Genomic DNA, 16,754 nt, shown 5'->3' with positions numbered 1-16,754 from the left:
CGTTTATCCCTCGACTCCTTTTAATGAGAGGAGTGCTCGCTCATGTTCATGCCCTGGTGATTCTGCGCGCCTTCTTCTTTCTTCGGCTCGCTTTCGGCACCGTGCTGCATGTGCATGTTATTATTGCCAATGAATTTGTTAATGATCTGGCTGAAAAGCTCTGGTTGAACCTGAGAGTAGTACTCTACCGGGTGATATTCGGTAGGCTGCGCCAGTTTGTTAAAGTCATTCATCGTGCTCAGCGTCTTGGATGACTTGCGTACATTCTCAACCCATTGGTCAAATGCTTGCTGATCCGGGGTCGCAATGGCGGTGAACTTCATGCCTGAGAACCCTTTGCCGCTATAGCCGCCGGAGATACCGTCGTACTTGCCCGGTTCATTGGCGATAAGGTGCAATTTGGTCTGCATTCCTGCCATGGCGTAGATCTGGCCGCCAAGACGCGGAATAAAGAAGGAGTTCATCACCGTGTCGGACGTAATCTTGAAGTTGACCGGAACGTTGGTCGGGAATGCCAGTTCATTGACCGTGGCGATGCCAAGATCCGGGTAGATGAACAGCCATTTCCAGTCAAGAGACACCACTTCAACATTGATGGGTTTGACATTGGAATCCAGAGGCTTGTAAGGATCAAGCGAATGGGTGGTTTTCCAGGTGATTGTCCCAAGGATGAGGATAATGATGATAGGGACCGTCCAGACAACGGCTTCGATTTTGTTTGAATGCGACCAGTTTGGCGTGTACTTCGCTTTTTCGTTGGAGGCTCTGAACTTCCAGGCGAAGGCAATCGTCATAATGATCACCGGGATAACAACGATCAGCATCAAACCGAGTGCTGTCAGTATCAACGAACGTTGCTCTAACCCGACTTGTCCTTTGGGGTTCATCAATGCCATATCGCAACCACTGAGAAGCAGTGTGGCGGCGATTAAAGACAACATCCCAAAAATTTTATTGTATTTCCTGAGTCTCATCTAGCGACCTCAATTACAAGGGCTCTATTGTCATTTCACGCGAGCGGGCATTTTACGGGAAGGTTATCGCACTGTAAACATCATTAAAGAGATGTCAGTCTGTTGTTTACGTCTTTTGCCTGACATGTCACATATGAGATGCAATTTTCAAAATTACTTTTAAAAACAGTGGGTAAACCGCCTATGAAAAAGTATGTATCGCTTTTCAGGAATTACAACTCTTTCTGAACATTATTTTAGTCTGGTGTTAATATTTCGTTTCTGTAACGTTGCAAAAATTAATGGGTCGACCGAATTATTAAGGATAATGAAATAAATGTTTTTGAGAGGCAGGCGCTCGGGAAGAAAAATAACTTAATTAAGTGCTAATAGATAATGACGGTATGTTTTTTAACGATATACCGTCATACTTCAAGTTGCAGGTGCGTTGGTTTTATTGCTCGGCTCCTCCCTGGTCTCGCCCTTTCAGGGCCGCAGCCAGCTGCGTTCAACTCAGCTCCCGGCAGCGTTGTCGTTCACCACAAACTGATTAGGGCTGGCAGCTATTGATTGATAGCCAGCGGATTTAGTTGTGCTGTGAAGACAGATAGTCAAGCAAGCCGCCAAGCAGAATAGCAAGAGCCGCCAGTGTCGCGCCTGCCGTCATCAGTATGTTTTTGATGTATGAACTCTCCAGCCAGCCTAATCCTTGTAACCCCCAACTGACCAGGCCACCGACGAACAGCGTACAGCCGATGAAAAACAAGCGGGATGCCAGCTTATACAGGCGCGGATAGGCGTTGCGCTGCAAAAATACGCCGTCTGATTGTGCTTGCTCCAGTGATGAGCGGCAAATATTCAGCAGGACCAACCCTGGAATAGCGATGATAATCGAGAATAGATAGAACCATGCCCATCCGTACAGTTCTACAAACCAGCCGGCAACTGGGCCAACGTATACCCGTCCTACTGCCGACAGGGCCGACAGCAAGGCAAATTGGGTTGCAGAAAACGATTTATTACAAAGCGCCATCAGTAGTGCTACGAACGCAGCGGTTCCCATGCCGCCGCAGATGTTTTCCAGAAATACCGCCGACGCCATGGTGAATAATTGTTTGTCAGTGATAGCCAGCAACCAGTAACCGGCATTTGATACGGCTTGTAGCAGACCAAATAACATCAATGAGCGAAACAGCGTCCAGCGCTGCATCAACACCCCGCCATACAATGCGCCGATGATGGTGGCGAACAGGCCGAGAGTCTTGTTGACTAATCCGACTTCGCCTGGATTGAAGCCCACTCCTCGAATCAAAAAAGTGGTGCTGAGGCTGGCGGCGAAGGCATCCCCCAGTTTGTACAGCACAATCAACATCAAAATCAGCCAGGCATCATTGCGGCTGAAAAAATCTTTCAGCGGCGCGAAGATCGCCTGTTCAAGAGAGCGTGGCGCGGGTTCGCTAACGACCGGTTCCGGAGATAACCAGGTTGCCAGCGTGCACAGCAACAATAGGGCTGCCATCAACCAGTAGGTGGCGTGCCAGCCGAGAAAACGATCGGCAATCCATAATGCCAGACCGCCGGAGACTAACATGGCCAGGCGATAGCCCAGCACGGAAATAGCCGCGCCGCTGCCGCGTTCCTCTGGTAGCAATAAATCGGTCTTGTACGCATCAAATACGATGTCCTGCGAGGCGGAACAGAACGCGATGATGACCGCCAATAGCGCCAGCCACCATAAATGTTGAGACGGGTTCAACGTACCAATGAAGATGATCGCCGCCACCAGCGACAACTGCGTCACCAGCAACCAACCGCGGCGGCGCCCCATAAACGGTGGCGTGTAGCGATCCATCAGCGGTGACCACAGAAACTTGAAGACATAAGCCTGGCCCACTAGGGAGAAGAACCCGATGGTTTTCAGATCGATGTTTTCCACCGTCATCCATGCCTGTAACGTGCCGGAGGTGAGTGCCAGGGGGAGACCTGAAGCAAACCCTAAAATCAGCAGTGCGGTATTGTTACGTTCACGGAAAAGCAAAAAAAGACGACTGAACATGTTGAGGTCCTTTTCCCTTGCCCTGAAGAGGGCAAGGGAAGGTGAGGCAGAATAAACTATTACCGGGAGTTGGTTTTGATGAAGGTGCTGATGCTGGTGTCCTGAGCCATATCGCTGATGACATCACTCAACACCTGATTGACCGACTCGGTAATTTTGCTGTTGGTCGCCGTTAGAGCGCCTTGTACATTATAGCTGGCGCGGTAATTCTTGATCTGCTTATTGCCGTTGGCTGCCTGCGCGATGATGGAGATATCCGCGCGAGTCGTAATGTTGTAACGCAGATTGCCTTCGGAGACATCGGCATACAGAGTATTCACCACCACCTGCAGCGCCACAGGGCCGCCGGTGCCAATCATATAACCTCGGGCCGACATCTGTTTCTCCAGTACTTCCTGCAGCAGGAAGCGCAGATCGCGCGATGGCGTCAGCGTTACCAGTTGGCCGTCACGGTTGACGCGCGCCAGCGACTGATCGGCACGCTGGTCGGCGCCATTGATGCTGATAGTTACGCCCATCAGGGTCGGGTCTTGCGACGGCAGGGCGATTTTCGGGGTGACATCCAGCGTGTTGCTCTTACTGGCGCATCCCGCCAGCACGAGTGCGGCGAACAACGGTAAAATGAATTTTTTTAACATGCGTGTCTTCTCGTCATAAAACGGTGGTTGGCGGATAAATATAGTTCGGTATCATATCATCGTCTTGGACAAGGGAAAGAGCAGAAATTGGCCGGTATCCTGCTGAGCCTCATTCGTTTTTTCCATTGTGTCTGACGTGAATGCCGTCTGGAATCGGATAATGCCATGCCGAAGTGGCGTCGCTGCCTATCCGAACAATCAGTTACTCTCATTCATAATCAAAAAATGACTAAAATTGAAGTGGATAAGCGCGAAATCAGTAATATAAAGCCGTTTTATCGAGATCAACTTCACAGATGCCTGAAAAAGGTAACCCCATGATTCGCGAAACGATAGAAGCTAAGTTGCGTTCTGAATTTGAACCGCAACATATTGAAGTTATTGATGAAAGTTATCGTCATAATGTGCCGGCCGGCTCTGAAAGTCATTTCAAAGTAGTGCTTGTCAGCGAACACTTCTCCGGCGAACGGGTTATCGGCCGTCATCGCGCGATTTATCGCGTGCTGGCTGATGAGCTGGCCGGTACGGTGCATGCGCTGGCGTTGCATACTTATACGCCGAAAGAATGGCTGGATTTGCAGATGGCGGTGCCTTCGTCTCCGCCCTGTGGTGGTGCAGGACTGGCGCGTTGAAGTATAAGATCATCTGTTTGGTGAGGCGCTTACGGTGATTTGCAGATGACTTGCGCTGATTCGTAGATAAAAAGTGTGAAAGCCCTCTGCCAATAGTCTGGTTACTCTCCTCGACTCGGTCTATCGATGCCGCTATAATGTCGCGTCTTATTTTCCGGAATGTATTCGGGACGCTTCTGACTATAGGGAACTGGTCCGGTAAAGTGGCCGTCCTGGTTCTGTGAGACTGTGATCAGCAAGGTCGCCCCAGGGGCGCTTTATGAAAACGGCCTCTGAGGTTGACCGAGCACTGTGATTTTTTGAGGTAACAAGATGCAAGTTTCAGTTGAAACCACTCAAGGCCTTGGGCGCCGCGTAACGATTACTGTTGCTGCTGACAGCATTGAGAATGCCGTTAAGAGCGAATTGGTCAGTGTGGCTAAAAAAGTTCGTATCGATGGTTTCCGCAAAGGCAAAGTGCCGGCGAAAATTGTTGAACAGCGTTATGGCGCTTCCGTCCGTCAGGACGTACTGGGCGATTTGATGCAGCGTCACTTCGTTGATGCCATCATCAAAGATAAAATCAATCCGGCTGGTGCGCCGAGCTATGTTCCGGGCGAATATCAGGTCGGCGGCGACTTCACCTACTCCGTAGAGTTTGAAGTTTACCCGGAAGTCGAACTGAAAGGCCTGGACACCATCGAAGTTGAAAAACCGCTGGTAGATGTGTCTGACGCTGATGTCGATGGTATGCTGGATACCCTGCGTAAGCAGCAGGCAACCTGGAAAGAAACCGACCGCGCTGCGGCGGCTGAAGACCGTGTAACCATCGATTTCACCGGTTCTGTCGGCGGTGAAGAATTCGAAGGCGGCAAAGCCTCCGATTTCGTACTGGCTATGGGCCAGGGCCGTATGATTCCTGGTTTTGAAGATGGAGTTGTGGGTCACAAAGCGGGCGATGAGTTCACTATTGATGTGAAATTCCCGGAAGATTACCACGCTGAGAACCTGAAAGGTCAGGATGCCAAATTCGCTATCGTTCTGAAGAAAGTGGAAGAGCGCGAGCTGCCGGAACTGACTGCTGATTTTATCAAACGTTTCGGCGTTGAAGACGGTTCTCTGGATGGTCTGCGCGCGGAAGTGCGTAAGAACATGGAGCGTGAACTGAAAGGTGCGATCCGTAATCGTGTGAAATCTCAGGTTATTGATGGCCTGGTGAAAGCTAACGAGATTGACGTACCGGCTGCACTGATCGACGACGAAGTCGACGCACTGCGTCGTCAGGCGGCTCAGCGTTTCGGCGGTAACGAGAAACAAGCGCTGGAACTGCCGCGTGAGTTGTTCGAAGAACAGGCGAAACGTCGTGTCGTTGTTGGCCTGCTGCTGGGCGAAGTGATCGAATCCAACGAACTGAAAGCGGATGAAGATCGCGTCAACGTACTGATCGATGAAATCGCATCTGCGTATGAAGATCCGCAGGAAGTCGTAGAGTACTACAAGAAAAACAAAGAAATGATGAACAACATGCGCAACGTCGCTCTGGAAGAGCAAGCGATTGACGCGCTGTTGTCCAAAGCGAAAGTGGTAGAGAAAGCTGTTAGCTTCAATGAGCTGATGAATCAGACCACTGCTGCTTAATTACGCTTTTTCATCTGGCATCGTTTCTTCAAAGGCCCACAGCTTGCGCTGCGGGCTTTTTTCTTCCCTGAGACGGCAAGTGACATGGCGTTCGCCAACTGCTGCCAAATCTGCACTATGATTAATAACGGTTCATCAGGGCGCAATCCACCACCGGTTTTCGGCGCAGGATATCGCTTTAACCGAAATCAATCACTGGTGTAAGCTTGAAAAAGGATGCATCGGTCCCCAACTGGTTAGGTAGCCGCGTAGATTGCATCGTCAGGGAAACTCACCTGATCCCGGTCACGGAGAGATGGCTAACTGCGTGTCTTAGCATGGTCATCACTTTCTATCTCAAGTAGAATCAGGTTATATGCGCCAAATGCATTTTATCTAGGAGACGTTAATGTCATACAGTGGCGAACAAGAAAAACTGGCCCCGCACATGGCTTTAGTGCCGATGGTGGTTGAGCAGACTTCGCGTGGGGAGCGTTCTTACGATATCTATTCCCGGCTACTTAAGGAGCGGGTGATCTTCCTGACCGGTCAGGTTGAAGATCATATGGCTAATCTGATTGTGGCGCAGATGCTGTTTTTGGAAGCCGAAAACCCTGAGAAAGATATCTACCTGTACATTAACTCTCCGGGGGGAGTCATTACTGCCGGAATGTCGATTTACGACACCATGCAATTTATTAAGCCGGACGTCAGCACCATCTGTATGGGACAGGCTGCGTCGATGGGCGCTTTCCTACTGACGGCGGGGACAAAAGGCAAGCGTTTCTGTCTGCCGAATTCCCGGGTGATGATCCACCAGCCGTTGGGGGGATTCCAGGGACAAGCGACGGATATTGAGATTCATGCCAAAGAGATTCTCAAGGTTAAAGCCCGGATGAATGAGTTGATGGCCAAACATACCGGTCAGCCTCTTGAAGTGATAGAAAGGGACACTGAGCGTGACCGTTTCCTCTCTGCCGCCGAGGCAGTAGACTATGGGTTAGTGGATTCCGTTCTGACCCATCGTGAATAACGCCATGGATGCGAAATAGCCCGAGGTCGCGGGTTGCCGGCCTGAGTGATAGTCGGCTGGCGTTTGTTGTGGCGTGATGGCTATGTGGTTGGCCTGCGGGCAAGAGACTAAAGAAGAGGTTTGACTCATGACAGATAAGCGCAAAGACGGTTCAGGGAAGCTGCTGTACTGTTCTTTCTGCGGCAAAAGCCAACACGAGGTTCGTAAGCTGATTGCCGGGCCGTCAGTGTATATCTGCGATGAATGTGTTGACTTGTGTAACGACATTATTCGCGAAGAAATTAAAGAAGTAGCGCCACACCGTGAGCGCAGCGCGTTACCGACGCCACACGAAATCCGTCGTCATCTGGATGATTATGTCATTGGTCAGGAGCAGGCGAAAAAGGTATTGGCGGTTGCCGTCTACAACCACTACAAACGTTTGCGCACCAGTGACAGCAATAATGGCGTCGAGCTCGGCAAAAGCAATATTTTGCTGATCGGCCCGACGGGTAGCGGGAAAACGCTGCTGGCGGAAACACTGGCCCGTTTTCTGGATGTGCCGTTCACTATGGCTGACGCCACGACATTAACCGAAGCCGGTTATGTGGGCGAAGACGTTGAGAATATCATTCAGAAGCTTTTGCAGAAGTGTGATTACGACGTGCAAAAAGCGCAACGGGGCATCGTCTATATCGATGAAATCGACAAGATTTCTCGTAAATCGGATAACCCTTCCATTACTCGCGATGTGTCGGGGGAAGGGGTGCAGCAGGCGTTACTGAAGTTGATTGAAGGCACCATCGCCGCTGTTCCGCCGCAAGGTGGCCGTAAGCATCCACAGCAGGAGTTTTTGCAGGTTGATACCTCCAAGATTCTGTTTATTTGTGGTGGGGCATTCGCCGGGCTGGACAAGGTCATTGAACAGCGCACGGATACCGGTCGTGGTATCGGTTTCAACGCGACAGTGAAAGGCGTGTCTCAGAAAGCGACGGAAGGTGAACTGCTGGGCCAGGTTGAACCGGGAGACTTGATTAAGTTTGGTCTTATTCCCGAGTTTATCGGCCGTTTGCCGGTAGTAGCAACGCTTAAGGAATTGGATGAAGAAGCGTTGATCCAGATCCTGCGTGAACCGAAGAATGCGCTGACCAAACAGTATCAGGCACTCTTTAAGCTGGAAGGTGCAGAACTGGAGTTCCGGGACGAAGCGCTGACGGCCATTGCCAAGAAAGCGATGGCACGTAAAACCGGCGCGCGTGGGTTGCGTTCCATCGTGGAAGCGGCGTTGCTGGAGACGATGTACGATCTGCCTTCACTGGAAAACGTAGATAAAGTGGTGATCGACGAGTCTGTCATTTCAGGGCAGAGCGAGCCGCTGCTGATTTACGGTAAGCCTGAAGCACAACAGGCGTCTGGTGAATAATTAGCCTAAAAAACAACGGCAAACGATAAAATGGGGGAATTTAGTCCCCCATTTTTTTTTACACACGTTCAGTCGTTGAATGTGAGATATTTATCCCCATATACTCGATTACCTATAGGCGAAGCCCGTGATGCACGCGTTTCACGGAATTCCCTTAACCTGGCGGAAACGAAACTAAGAGAGAGCTCTATGAACCCTGAGCGTTCCGAACGCATAGAAATCCCCGTATTGCCGTTGCGCGATGTGGTGGTTTATCCGCACATGGTCATTCCGTTGTTTGTTGGTCGGGAGAAATCAATTCGGTGCCTTGAAGCGGCTATGGATCACGATAAAAAGATCATGCTGGTGGCACAGAAAGAGGCCTCAACGGATGAGCCTGGTGTTAACGATCTTTTCTCGGTAGGGACGGTCGCCTCTATTCTTCAAATGCTGAAACTGCCTGACGGTACTGTTAAGGTGCTGGTTGAAGGCTTGCAGCGCGCGCGCATCACGACACTCTCTGATAGTGGAGAGCATTTTGCGGCTCAGGCGGAATACCTGGAGTCGCCGGCAATTGAAGAGCGTGAGCAGGAAGTGCTCATGCGCACGGCCATCAATCAGTTTGAAGGCTACATCAAACTGAACAAGAAAATTCCTCCTGAAGTATTAACGTCTCTTAATAGTATTGATGATGCAGCGCGCCTTGCCGACACCATTGCTGCGCACATGCCGTTGAAGCTGGCGGATAAGCAGTCCGTACTGGAAATGTCCGACATCACCGAGCGTCTGGAATACCTGATGGCGATGATGGAATCCGAGATTGACCTGCTGCAGGTAGAAAAACGGATCCGTGGTCGCGTCAAAAAACAGATGGAAAAAAGTCAGCGCGAGTATTACCTGAATGAGCAGATGAAGGCTATTCAGAAAGAACTAGGTGAAATGGATGATGCGCCTGATGAACAGGAAGCGCTGAAACGCAAAATCGATGCTGCCAATATGCCGAAAGAGGCGCGCGAAAAAGCGGAGGCGGAGCTGCAGAAACTGCGTATGATGTCGCCGATGTCGGCGGAAGCGACGGTGGTGCGCAGCTACATCGACTGGATGGTGCAGGTGCCGTGGCAAGCGCGCAGCAAAGTGAAGAAAGATCTGACTAAAGCTCAGGAGATGCTGGACAGCGACCATTACGGTCTGGAGCGCGTTAAGGAGCGTATCCTTGAGTATCTGGCGGTGCAGAGCCGGGTCAGCAAGATAAGAGGGCCGATCTTGTGTCTGGTTGGGCCGCCGGGGGTGGGTAAAACCTCTTTAGGGCAGTCGATAGCTAAAGCGACCGGTCGTAAGTACATTCGTATGGCGTTGGGCGGCGTACGTGATGAAGCGGAAATTCGCGGTCATCGTCGTACTTATATCGGTTCCATGCCGGGTAAACTGATCCAGAAGATGGCGAAAGTGGGTGTGAAAAACCCATTATTCCTGTTGGATGAGATCGATAAAATGTCTTCCGATATGCGCGGCGATCCGGCTTCTGCATTGCTGGAAGTTCTTGATCCGGAACAGAACGTAGCGTTTAACGATCACTATCTGGAAGTGGATTACGACCTGTCCGACGTGATGTTCGTCGCGACGTCGAACTCCATGAATATTCCGGCGCCGTTGCTGGATCGTATGGAAGTGATCAGGCTGTCCGGCTATACCGAGGATGAAAAGCTCAATATCGCGCGTCAGCACTTACTGCCGAAGCAAATTGAGCGTAACGCCCTGAAGAAAGGCGAGCTGACGGTTGAAGATAGCGCCATCATCGGCATCATTCGTTATTACACCCGTGAGGCTGGGGTACGTAGTCTGGAGCGTGAAATCTCCAAGCTGTGCCGTAAGGCGGTAAAATCGTTAATGATGGATAAAGCTATCAAGCACATCCTGATTACCGGCGATAATCTGAAAGAGTATCTCGGCGTTCAACGTTACGATTATGGCCGTGCCGATGAAGAAAATCGTGTCGGTCAGGTGACCGGCCTTGCCTGGACGGAAGTGGGCGGCGATCTGCTGACCATTGAAACCGCCAGCGTGCCGGGTAAAGGCAAGCTGACGTATACCGGTTCGTTGGGTGAGGTGATGCAGGAATCCATTCAGGCTGCATTAACCGTGGTTCGCGCCAGAGCAGAAAAGCTGGGCATCAATTCCGACTTTTATGAAAAACGTGATATCCACGTGCATGTGCCGGAAGGTGCAACGCCGAAAGACGGGCCGAGCGCCGGTATCGCAATGTGCACTGCGTTGGTGTCCTGCCTGACGGGGAATCCGGTGCGCGCGGATGTGGCGATGACCGGAGAAATCACCCTGCGTGGTCAGGTATTGCCGATCGGCGGGCTCAAAGAGAAATTGCTGGCTGCGCATCGCGGCGGCATTAAGACTGTACTGATTCCGGAAGAGAACAAGCGCGATCTGGAAGAGATTCCGCAGAATGTGATTGCCGATCTGGATATTCATCCGGTAAAACGCATTGAAGAAGTGCTGACTCTTGCTTTGCAGAACGCGCCTTATGGTATGGACGTGGTAAAGTCGATGGCTAAAAAATAGTGAGCTATCGCAAAAACCACTGAGAAAATAAGGGCTGGTAAGTGAAATGGTGCTTGCCAGCCTTTTTTCGTGTCGCTAAGTTAGAGCACTGTTGAGCCTGTTGGTTGGTAGCCTGCGGTTTGACTGAATAGATAAAGCTACGTGTTGCGCTGGGCGCTCTGGCGTAATGACAGTATTTCAGAGGGGATGAGAGTGTGAACAAGTCACAATTGATCGACAAAATTGCCGCAGATGCTGATATTTCCAAAGCGGCAGCAGGGCGTGTGTTGGATGCAATTATTGGGTCTGTTACCGAATCTCTGAAAGCCGGGGATGACGTTGCTTTAGTCGGTTTTGGTACGTTTTCCGTGCGTGAGCGTGCGGCGCGTACCGGCCGTAACCCTCAAACCGGGAACGAAATCAGTATTCCGGCTGCTAAAGTGCCGGGTTTCCGCGCTGGTAAGGCACTGAAAGATTCAGTGAATTAATGATTAAGTAGCAAAATCTGAGTGAGGACGGTTTTCCAGTCCAAACACTACCTGACTCGGCGCGATGGGTAAGGTAAGATATAAGGCGCATCATGGTATGATGTGCCTTTTTTTACAGGTAATTAAGATTACTGTTATCAGGCAAATACTTGAATGCGCCCTAGCCGGATGCGGCTATAGCAATAGCAGGGATGTATGGCTACGGCCTGCGCAGGGGAAGTGTTATCCATTCTACAGCGGAGTGTTGTCACATTATGATGGACAATTTACGCGCGGCCGCTAACAACGTCGTGCTGAAAATTATTCTTGCCTTGATTATTGGTTCGTTCGTGTTGACTGGAGTGGGAGATTACCTGATTCGAGGTTCAGGTGATTACGCGGCCAAAGTGAATGGGCAGGAGATTAGCCGGTCTCAGCTTGAGCAAGGGGTACAGAATGAGCGCAGTCGCCAGCAGGAAATGCTGGGAGATAATTTCTCTGCACTGGCCGCGAACGAAGGGTATATGCAGCAGTTGCGCGGGCAGGTGTTGTCGCAACTGGTCGACGAAACGCTGGTTGTGCAGTATGCCCATAATCTGGGGCTAAATATTAGCGACGAGCAGGTCAAACAGGCGATTTTCTCCGTACCCGAATTTCAGACCAATAATCGGTTTGATAATGAAAAATATCTGTCGCAGGTGCGTCAACTGGGCCTAACCTCGGATGCGTATGCACAGTTCCTGCGTAAACAGTTATTGACTCAGCAGTTGATTCGCGGGTTGGGCAATACCGACTTCGTATTGCAGCAGGAGCTTGATAACCTGGTGGCGATAGCGGCGCAAGATCGTACCGTTCGTACGGCAACCATTGATCTCGGCGCACGAGCCAAGAGCCAGACTGTTTCTGATGAAGAAGTGAAGAATTTCTATGATCAGAACAAAGCGCGTTATCTGGCGCCGGAGCAGTTCAAAGTCAGTTATATCATGCTGGATGCGGCGTCTATCATGGATAAAACCAAGGTAGATGGTAATGATATCGCTGCCTACTATGAACAGCATAAAAGTGAATTCACTCAGCCGGAACGTAAGAAGTACAGTGTTATTCAGTTGAAAACCGAGGCAGATGCCAAGGCTGTTCTGGAGCAGTTGAAGAAAGGCGCGGATTTCGCTGCGTTGGCCAAAGACAAATCCACCGACATTGTTTCCCGTCGTAATGGCGGTGATCTTGGATGGATGGACGATGGCTCTACCGTCGATGAAATCAAGCAGGCTGGGCTGAAGCAGAAAGGTCAATTGTCGGATGTCGTTAAATCTTCAGTCGGTTACCTGATCATTCGTTTGGATGATGTCCAGGCGCAGCACGTTAAGGCGTTGGATGAGGTTCGTGCCGATTTGTCTGAAAAGGTAAAACGCGAGAAGGCGCTGGATGCGTTTTACTCCTTGCAGCAGAAGGTCAGTGAAGCTGCCAGCAACGATAATGAGTCGCTGGCTTCAGTTGAGAAAGTCGCCAATATCAAATCCGTTCAGACTGATTGGTTTACGCGTGATAATGTTCCTGCCGCACTGAACTTCCAGCCGGTTACTCAGGCCATTTTGGGCGGCTCTCTGGTGGGTGAAAACGGCACGCCGGGTAATAACTCGGATGTGATTAGCGTGGAAGGCGATCGTGCATTTGTGTTGCGTGTAACCGAGCATAAACCGGAAACGACCCAACCGCTGGATCAGGTGCGTGAGCAGGTCGTACAGTCGCTGAAACGCCAGAAAGCCGAACAGCAAGCCAAAGTGGAAGCCGAAAAGATTCTGGCTGATCTCTATCAGGGTAAAACCGATAGCATGGCCGCTGCTGGTTTGAGTTTCAGTGCAGCAAAAGAGATCTCCTCTATGGGGCAGACCGATGCACTGGCAGAAACCGTGTTTGCGATGGCGCAACCGAAGAAAGACAAGCCGTCTTACGCCGTAGCTCAGGATCAATCTGGGAATATCGTACTGGTGGTGTTGGATGCCGTGAAACCTCATGTGTTACCTGACGCTCAGAAGAAACAGTTTGGCGCTCAGATTGAACAGAGCAACGTTGGTGCGCTGTTTGATACACTGATGACCAGCCTGCGTAGTCAGGCGAAGATCAAGTACGGTAACGCTGCACAAGAAGTGCAGTAAGCCTCGCAGAATTCTGCAAATCACTGCAATGTTCAAAGGCCGCTTTCGCGGCCTTTTCCACATTTTGAGTTTGCTGTTTGCCGTGTGTCGAGTGCTCGGGCATTGTAGCCGTGCTGTCAAACACAAGGAGGAAACAGCATGAAAAACTCAGGAATCAAAGCGTTATGTTTTATTGTAGGCATGAGCCTGACCGGTGTCTCAACGTGGCTTCACGCCTCACCCACCACGTCTGCGCCGGATAAAACCAGCGTCACGACGGCAAAATCCCCTTCTTCATCCCCTTCTTCGGATTCGAAAGTGGAAAAAGCGGCTAAGCCTTTGGTAGCGGCAGATGAAGAGGAAGTGAGTATTAACACGGCAACGGCGGAACAACTGGCTACGGTACTGAATGGTGTGGGCCTGAAGAAGGCGCAGGCAATAGTTTCTTATCGTGAGCAAAACGGGCCGTTTACCCAAATCGAACAACTGCAGGAAGTACCGGGAATCGGTAGTGCATTGATCGAACGTAATCAGTCCCGTCTGCGTCTGTAAGTCTGCTTATCGTCGGGGAAACGAGTTCGCGTGCTATTCCCCGACGAGAGCGAAAGTTCGATACCAGATAAGTATCGTCTTGTCTGGTACTTGATACTGCTTATTTCAACCCGGTTTTATGTTTCAGCGCTGCCATTATCGCTGCCGGATTACGCTGATACTCCGCCAGCCCTTTAGCCCGCAGGTGACACGCGGCGCATTGTCCGCATCCCGTTCCTTTAATACCGTTGTAGCAGGTGAGCGTATGGTTTTTCACGGTCTCAAGCTGTTGGTAATAATCCGCCAGCGCCCAGGTTTCCGCTTTGTTGAGCCACATCAACGGTGTGACAAAGCGGATATCTTTGGCCAGGCCCAATGCTACCGCCTGATTCAATGCCTTGACGAATTCGTCCCGGCAATCAGGATAACCGGAAAAGTCGGTTTCGCAGACGCCGGTAATCACGGTCTCTGCTCCAACCTGATAGGCGTAAATCGAGGCCAATGTCAGAAAAAGAATGTTTCGACCGGGAACAAAAGTACTCGGCAATCCATCGGCAGCCGCGTCAAACTCGGGGACCGGTATGTTGTCGCGAGTCAGGCTGCTCACTGCCAGTTCGTTGAGCAAACCGACATTCAGCACTTTATGCGCTCTGGCTCCAAGCGTTTGCGCCAGTGCGGCGGCGACATCGATTTCAGCGCGGTGGCGCTGCCCGTAGTCAAATGTGACGCAGTGGACTTCATCGTACTGCTGCAATGCCTGTATCAGGCAAGTAGTCGAGTCCTGACCGCCGCTGAACACTACAACTGCGCTCGTCATTTTTGTTTTCCTTCATACGTAGGTGCAGCCAGACAGCTGCTATCCGTCAAATATATTCCGGCGGTTATATACCCGTCATACTTCAAGCTGCAGGTGTGTTGGCTGCGTTCGTTCACCCGAATCACTTACCTGAGTAAGCTCATCGGGATTCTCTCTCTTGCCGCCTTCCTGCAACTCGAATTATGTTGGGTATAGTACTTGAAATCTCAACGCAGTTCAGTGCAAGGCGTAGAAGGCTTTCAGGAATGTCAATGTCCTGCGTGCAATTGCTGGAGGTAAGGCGTGATATCGCCGATGTGGTTCTTGACCCACTCCTGATTGTAATAGGTGTCGAGATAACGCTCGCCGCTGTCGCACAGCAAAGTAACGATCGCGCCGCTGCGCCCTTCCGTCACCATTTTTCCAGCCAGTTGCAGCATACCCCAGACATTGGTTCCGGTAGACGGGCCGACCTTGCGCCCCAGAATTTTCTCCAGCCAGTACAATGTCGCAATGCTGGCGGCATCGGGGACTTTTATCATGTCGTCTATTACGCCTGGAATAAACGAGGGTTCGGCGCGCGGGCGACCAATACCTTCTATCCGGCTGCTGCATTTCCCGGTGATGGTACTATCTTGCCGGCGATAGCAGTCGTAAAACACCGAGTTTTCCGGATCTACAACGATCAACTGTGTATCCAGACCTTTGTAGCGGATGTGGCGACCCAACGTAGCAGAGGTACCGCCTGTTCCGGCACTCATTACCAGATAATCCGGTATCGGGAATGGCTCTCTTACCATTTGCCGATAGATACTGTCGGCAATGTTGTTATTTCCACGCCAGTCGGTGGCGCGTTCGGCATAAGTGAACTGATCCATGTAGTGGCCGTGCAACTCTCTGGCCAGCTCTTCGGAGGCGGCGTAAATCTGGCCGGATTGTTCGACAAAATGGCAAGTGCCGCCGTAGAAGGTGATTTGTTCGATTTTTCGTTTGGCGGTGCAGGAAGGCATCACGGCAATAAACGGCAGTCCCAGCAGGCGGGCGAAATAGGCTTCCGACACCGCGGTGCTGCCTGATGAGGCTTCAATAATCGGCGTACCTTCGTTAATCCAGCCATTACACAGGCCGTACAGAAACAGCGAACGAGCAAGGCGATGTTTGAGGCTACCGCTCGGGTGTGTGCTTTCGTCTTTAAGGTAAAAGTAAATACCGGGATAGTCCGGCAGTGTCAGGCGAATCAGATGAGTGTCCGCTGAGCGTTGAAAGTCTGCTTCAATCGCGCTGACGGCGTCGCGTACCCAAGTGCTGGTCATGTGATGTTGTCCTGCTTAATAAGCGTTACGTTTTTTTAAGGTATGGCCTGCCTGTTGGCGCAATGCGTGAGCGCCATTGGCGAGATATGACTAGCGTATCGATTTTTGCAGAAAAAAAGATTGCCTTTTTGTCTGTAAAAAGGGCTAATGGGAGAAAATTTTTCTCTTTTATGCCATTATGCTGGATAAAACTGACCGTATGCTGCTGGCCTTATTGCAACAGGATTGCACGCTCTCATTGCAGGCGTTGGCCGAAGCGGTGAATCTCACGTCGACCCCGTGCTGGAAACGGCTAAAGCGACTGGAGGATGAGGGATATATCAAGTCCCGCGTGGCATTACTGGATAACGAAAAATTAGGGTTAGGGTTGACTGCATTTGTACTGCTGAAAACTCAGCAGCATAACAGCGCCTGGTATCTTGAGTTTTCCCGTTTTGTCTCCGAGATGCCGGAGGTGCTGGCATTTTATCGTATGGCAGGGGAGTACGACTATTTGATGCAGGTTCAGGTTGCGGATATGAAAAGCTACGATGCTTTTTACAAGCGTCTGGTCAATGGTATTCCGGGGCTGGTGGATGTGACTTCCAGTTTCGCCATGGAGTGTATGAAACAGACAACCGCCTTGCCGCTACAGGTATAAAATTTATTCGCTATGCACTTTATGTATAAT

14 protein-coding genes are annotated in these 16,754 nt (G+C 50.8%); 9 read left to right on the top strand and 5 right to left on the bottom strand.

Features of this window, described 5'->3' with window-relative positions:
- Window positions 1-20: 20 nt before the first annotated feature.
- The 3 genes from cyoA to DCH402_RS15260 all read right to left on the bottom strand — a co-directional run bounded on the left by cyoA (window position 21) and on the right by DCH402_RS15260 (window position 3,647).
- On the bottom strand, window positions 21-974 hold the full coding sequence (cyoA, locus tag DCH402_RS15270; protein WP_040002056.1) for a cytochrome o ubiquinol oxidase subunit II: 954 nt from the start codon (window positions 972-974) through the stop codon (window positions 21-23).
- 565 nt (window positions 975-1,539) lie between these two features.
- On the bottom strand, window positions 1,540-3,009 hold the full coding sequence (gene ampG, locus DCH402_RS15265) for a muropeptide MFS transporter AmpG (RefSeq protein WP_040002054.1): 1,470 nt from the start codon (window positions 3,007-3,009) through the stop codon (window positions 1,540-1,542).
- 59 nt (window positions 3,010-3,068) lie between these two features.
- Window positions 3,069-3,647: a lipoprotein gene (locus DCH402_RS15260; protein ID WP_012770743.1), complete on the bottom strand. Its 579-nt coding sequence runs from the start codon at window positions 3,645-3,647 to the stop codon at window positions 3,069-3,071.
- A gap of 317 nt (window positions 3,648-3,964) precedes the next feature.
- On the opposite strand from DCH402_RS15260, the gene bolA reads away from it, so the two are divergent.
- The 8 genes from bolA to DCH402_RS15220 all read left to right on the top strand — a co-directional run bounded on the left by bolA (window position 3,965) and on the right by DCH402_RS15220 (window position 13,996).
- Window positions 3,965-4,279 carry a transcriptional regulator BolA gene (gene bolA / locus DCH402_RS15255; protein ID WP_040002053.1) on the top strand — a complete coding sequence of 105 codons (315 nt, stop codon included), beginning with the start codon at window positions 3,965-3,967 and terminating at the stop codon, window positions 4,277-4,279.
- A 312-nt stretch (window positions 4,280-4,591) separates the two neighbouring features.
- Window positions 4,592-5,896, top strand: a complete 1,305-nt coding sequence (gene tig, locus DCH402_RS15250; RefSeq protein WP_040002051.1) for a trigger factor — start codon at window positions 4,592-4,594, stop codon at window positions 5,894-5,896.
- Between the two features lie 388 nt (window positions 5,897-6,284).
- On the top strand, window positions 6,285-6,908 hold the full coding sequence (clpP, locus tag DCH402_RS15245; RefSeq protein WP_027712829.1) for an ATP-dependent Clp endopeptidase proteolytic subunit ClpP: 624 nt from the start codon (window positions 6,285-6,287) through the stop codon (window positions 6,906-6,908).
- Between the two features lie 127 nt (window positions 6,909-7,035).
- On the top strand, window positions 7,036-8,310 hold the full coding sequence (gene clpX / locus DCH402_RS15240) for an ATP-dependent protease ATP-binding subunit ClpX (RefSeq protein WP_040002050.1): 1,275 nt from the start codon (window positions 7,036-7,038) through the stop codon (window positions 8,308-8,310).
- Between the two features lie 189 nt (window positions 8,311-8,499).
- Window positions 8,500-10,863 (top strand): endopeptidase La, encoded by a 2,364-nt coding sequence (lon, locus tag DCH402_RS15235; RefSeq protein WP_040002049.1) that lies wholly within the window; start codon window positions 8,500-8,502, stop codon window positions 10,861-10,863.
- Window positions 10,864-11,057: 194 nt separating this feature from the next.
- Complete coding sequence (gene hupB / locus DCH402_RS15230; RefSeq protein WP_040002048.1) at window positions 11,058-11,330, top strand: nucleoid-associated protein HU-beta; 273 nt, start codon at window positions 11,058-11,060, stop codon at window positions 11,328-11,330.
- Window positions 11,331-11,584: 254 nt separating this feature from the next.
- Entirely contained in the window at window positions 11,585-13,465 is a 1,881-nt protein-coding gene (gene ppiD, locus DCH402_RS15225) for a peptidylprolyl isomerase (RefSeq protein WP_040002047.1), read from the top strand.
- Window positions 13,466-13,603: 138 nt separating this feature from the next.
- Window positions 13,604-13,996 carry a ComEA family DNA-binding protein gene (locus DCH402_RS15220; RefSeq protein ID WP_040002045.1) on the top strand — a complete coding sequence of 131 codons (393 nt, stop codon included), beginning with the start codon at window positions 13,604-13,606 and terminating at the stop codon, window positions 13,994-13,996.
- A 100-nt stretch (window positions 13,997-14,096) separates the two neighbouring features.
- Here the strand turns inward: DCH402_RS15220 and queC are convergent, their stop codons facing one another.
- A complete protein-coding gene (queC, locus tag DCH402_RS15215) occupies window positions 14,097-14,792 on the bottom strand; it encodes a 7-cyano-7-deazaguanine synthase QueC (RefSeq protein ID WP_040002044.1) in 696 nt (231 codons plus the stop codon).
- A 248-nt stretch (window positions 14,793-15,040) separates the two neighbouring features.
- Window positions 15,041-16,084, bottom strand: coding sequence for a PLP-dependent cysteine synthase family protein (locus tag DCH402_RS15210; protein WP_040002042.1), 1,044 nt, complete (start codon window positions 16,082-16,084; stop codon window positions 15,041-15,043).
- 178 nt (window positions 16,085-16,262) lie between these two features.
- On the opposite strand from DCH402_RS15210, the gene DCH402_RS15205 reads away from it, so the two are divergent.
- On the top strand, window positions 16,263-16,724 hold the full coding sequence (locus DCH402_RS15205; RefSeq protein WP_012770732.1) for an Lrp/AsnC family transcriptional regulator: 462 nt from the start codon (window positions 16,263-16,265) through the stop codon (window positions 16,722-16,724).
- The last annotated feature ends 30 nt before the right edge of the window (window positions 16,725-16,754 follow it).

It is taken from the genome of Dickeya chrysanthemi NCPPB 402 (assembly GCF_000406105.1).
GTDB lineage: Bacteria > Pseudomonadota > Gammaproteobacteria > Enterobacterales > Enterobacteriaceae > Dickeya > Dickeya chrysanthemi.
The sequence above is the reverse complement of the archived record's forward strand: the minus strand, read 5'-3'. Positions and strand labels throughout refer to the sequence as shown.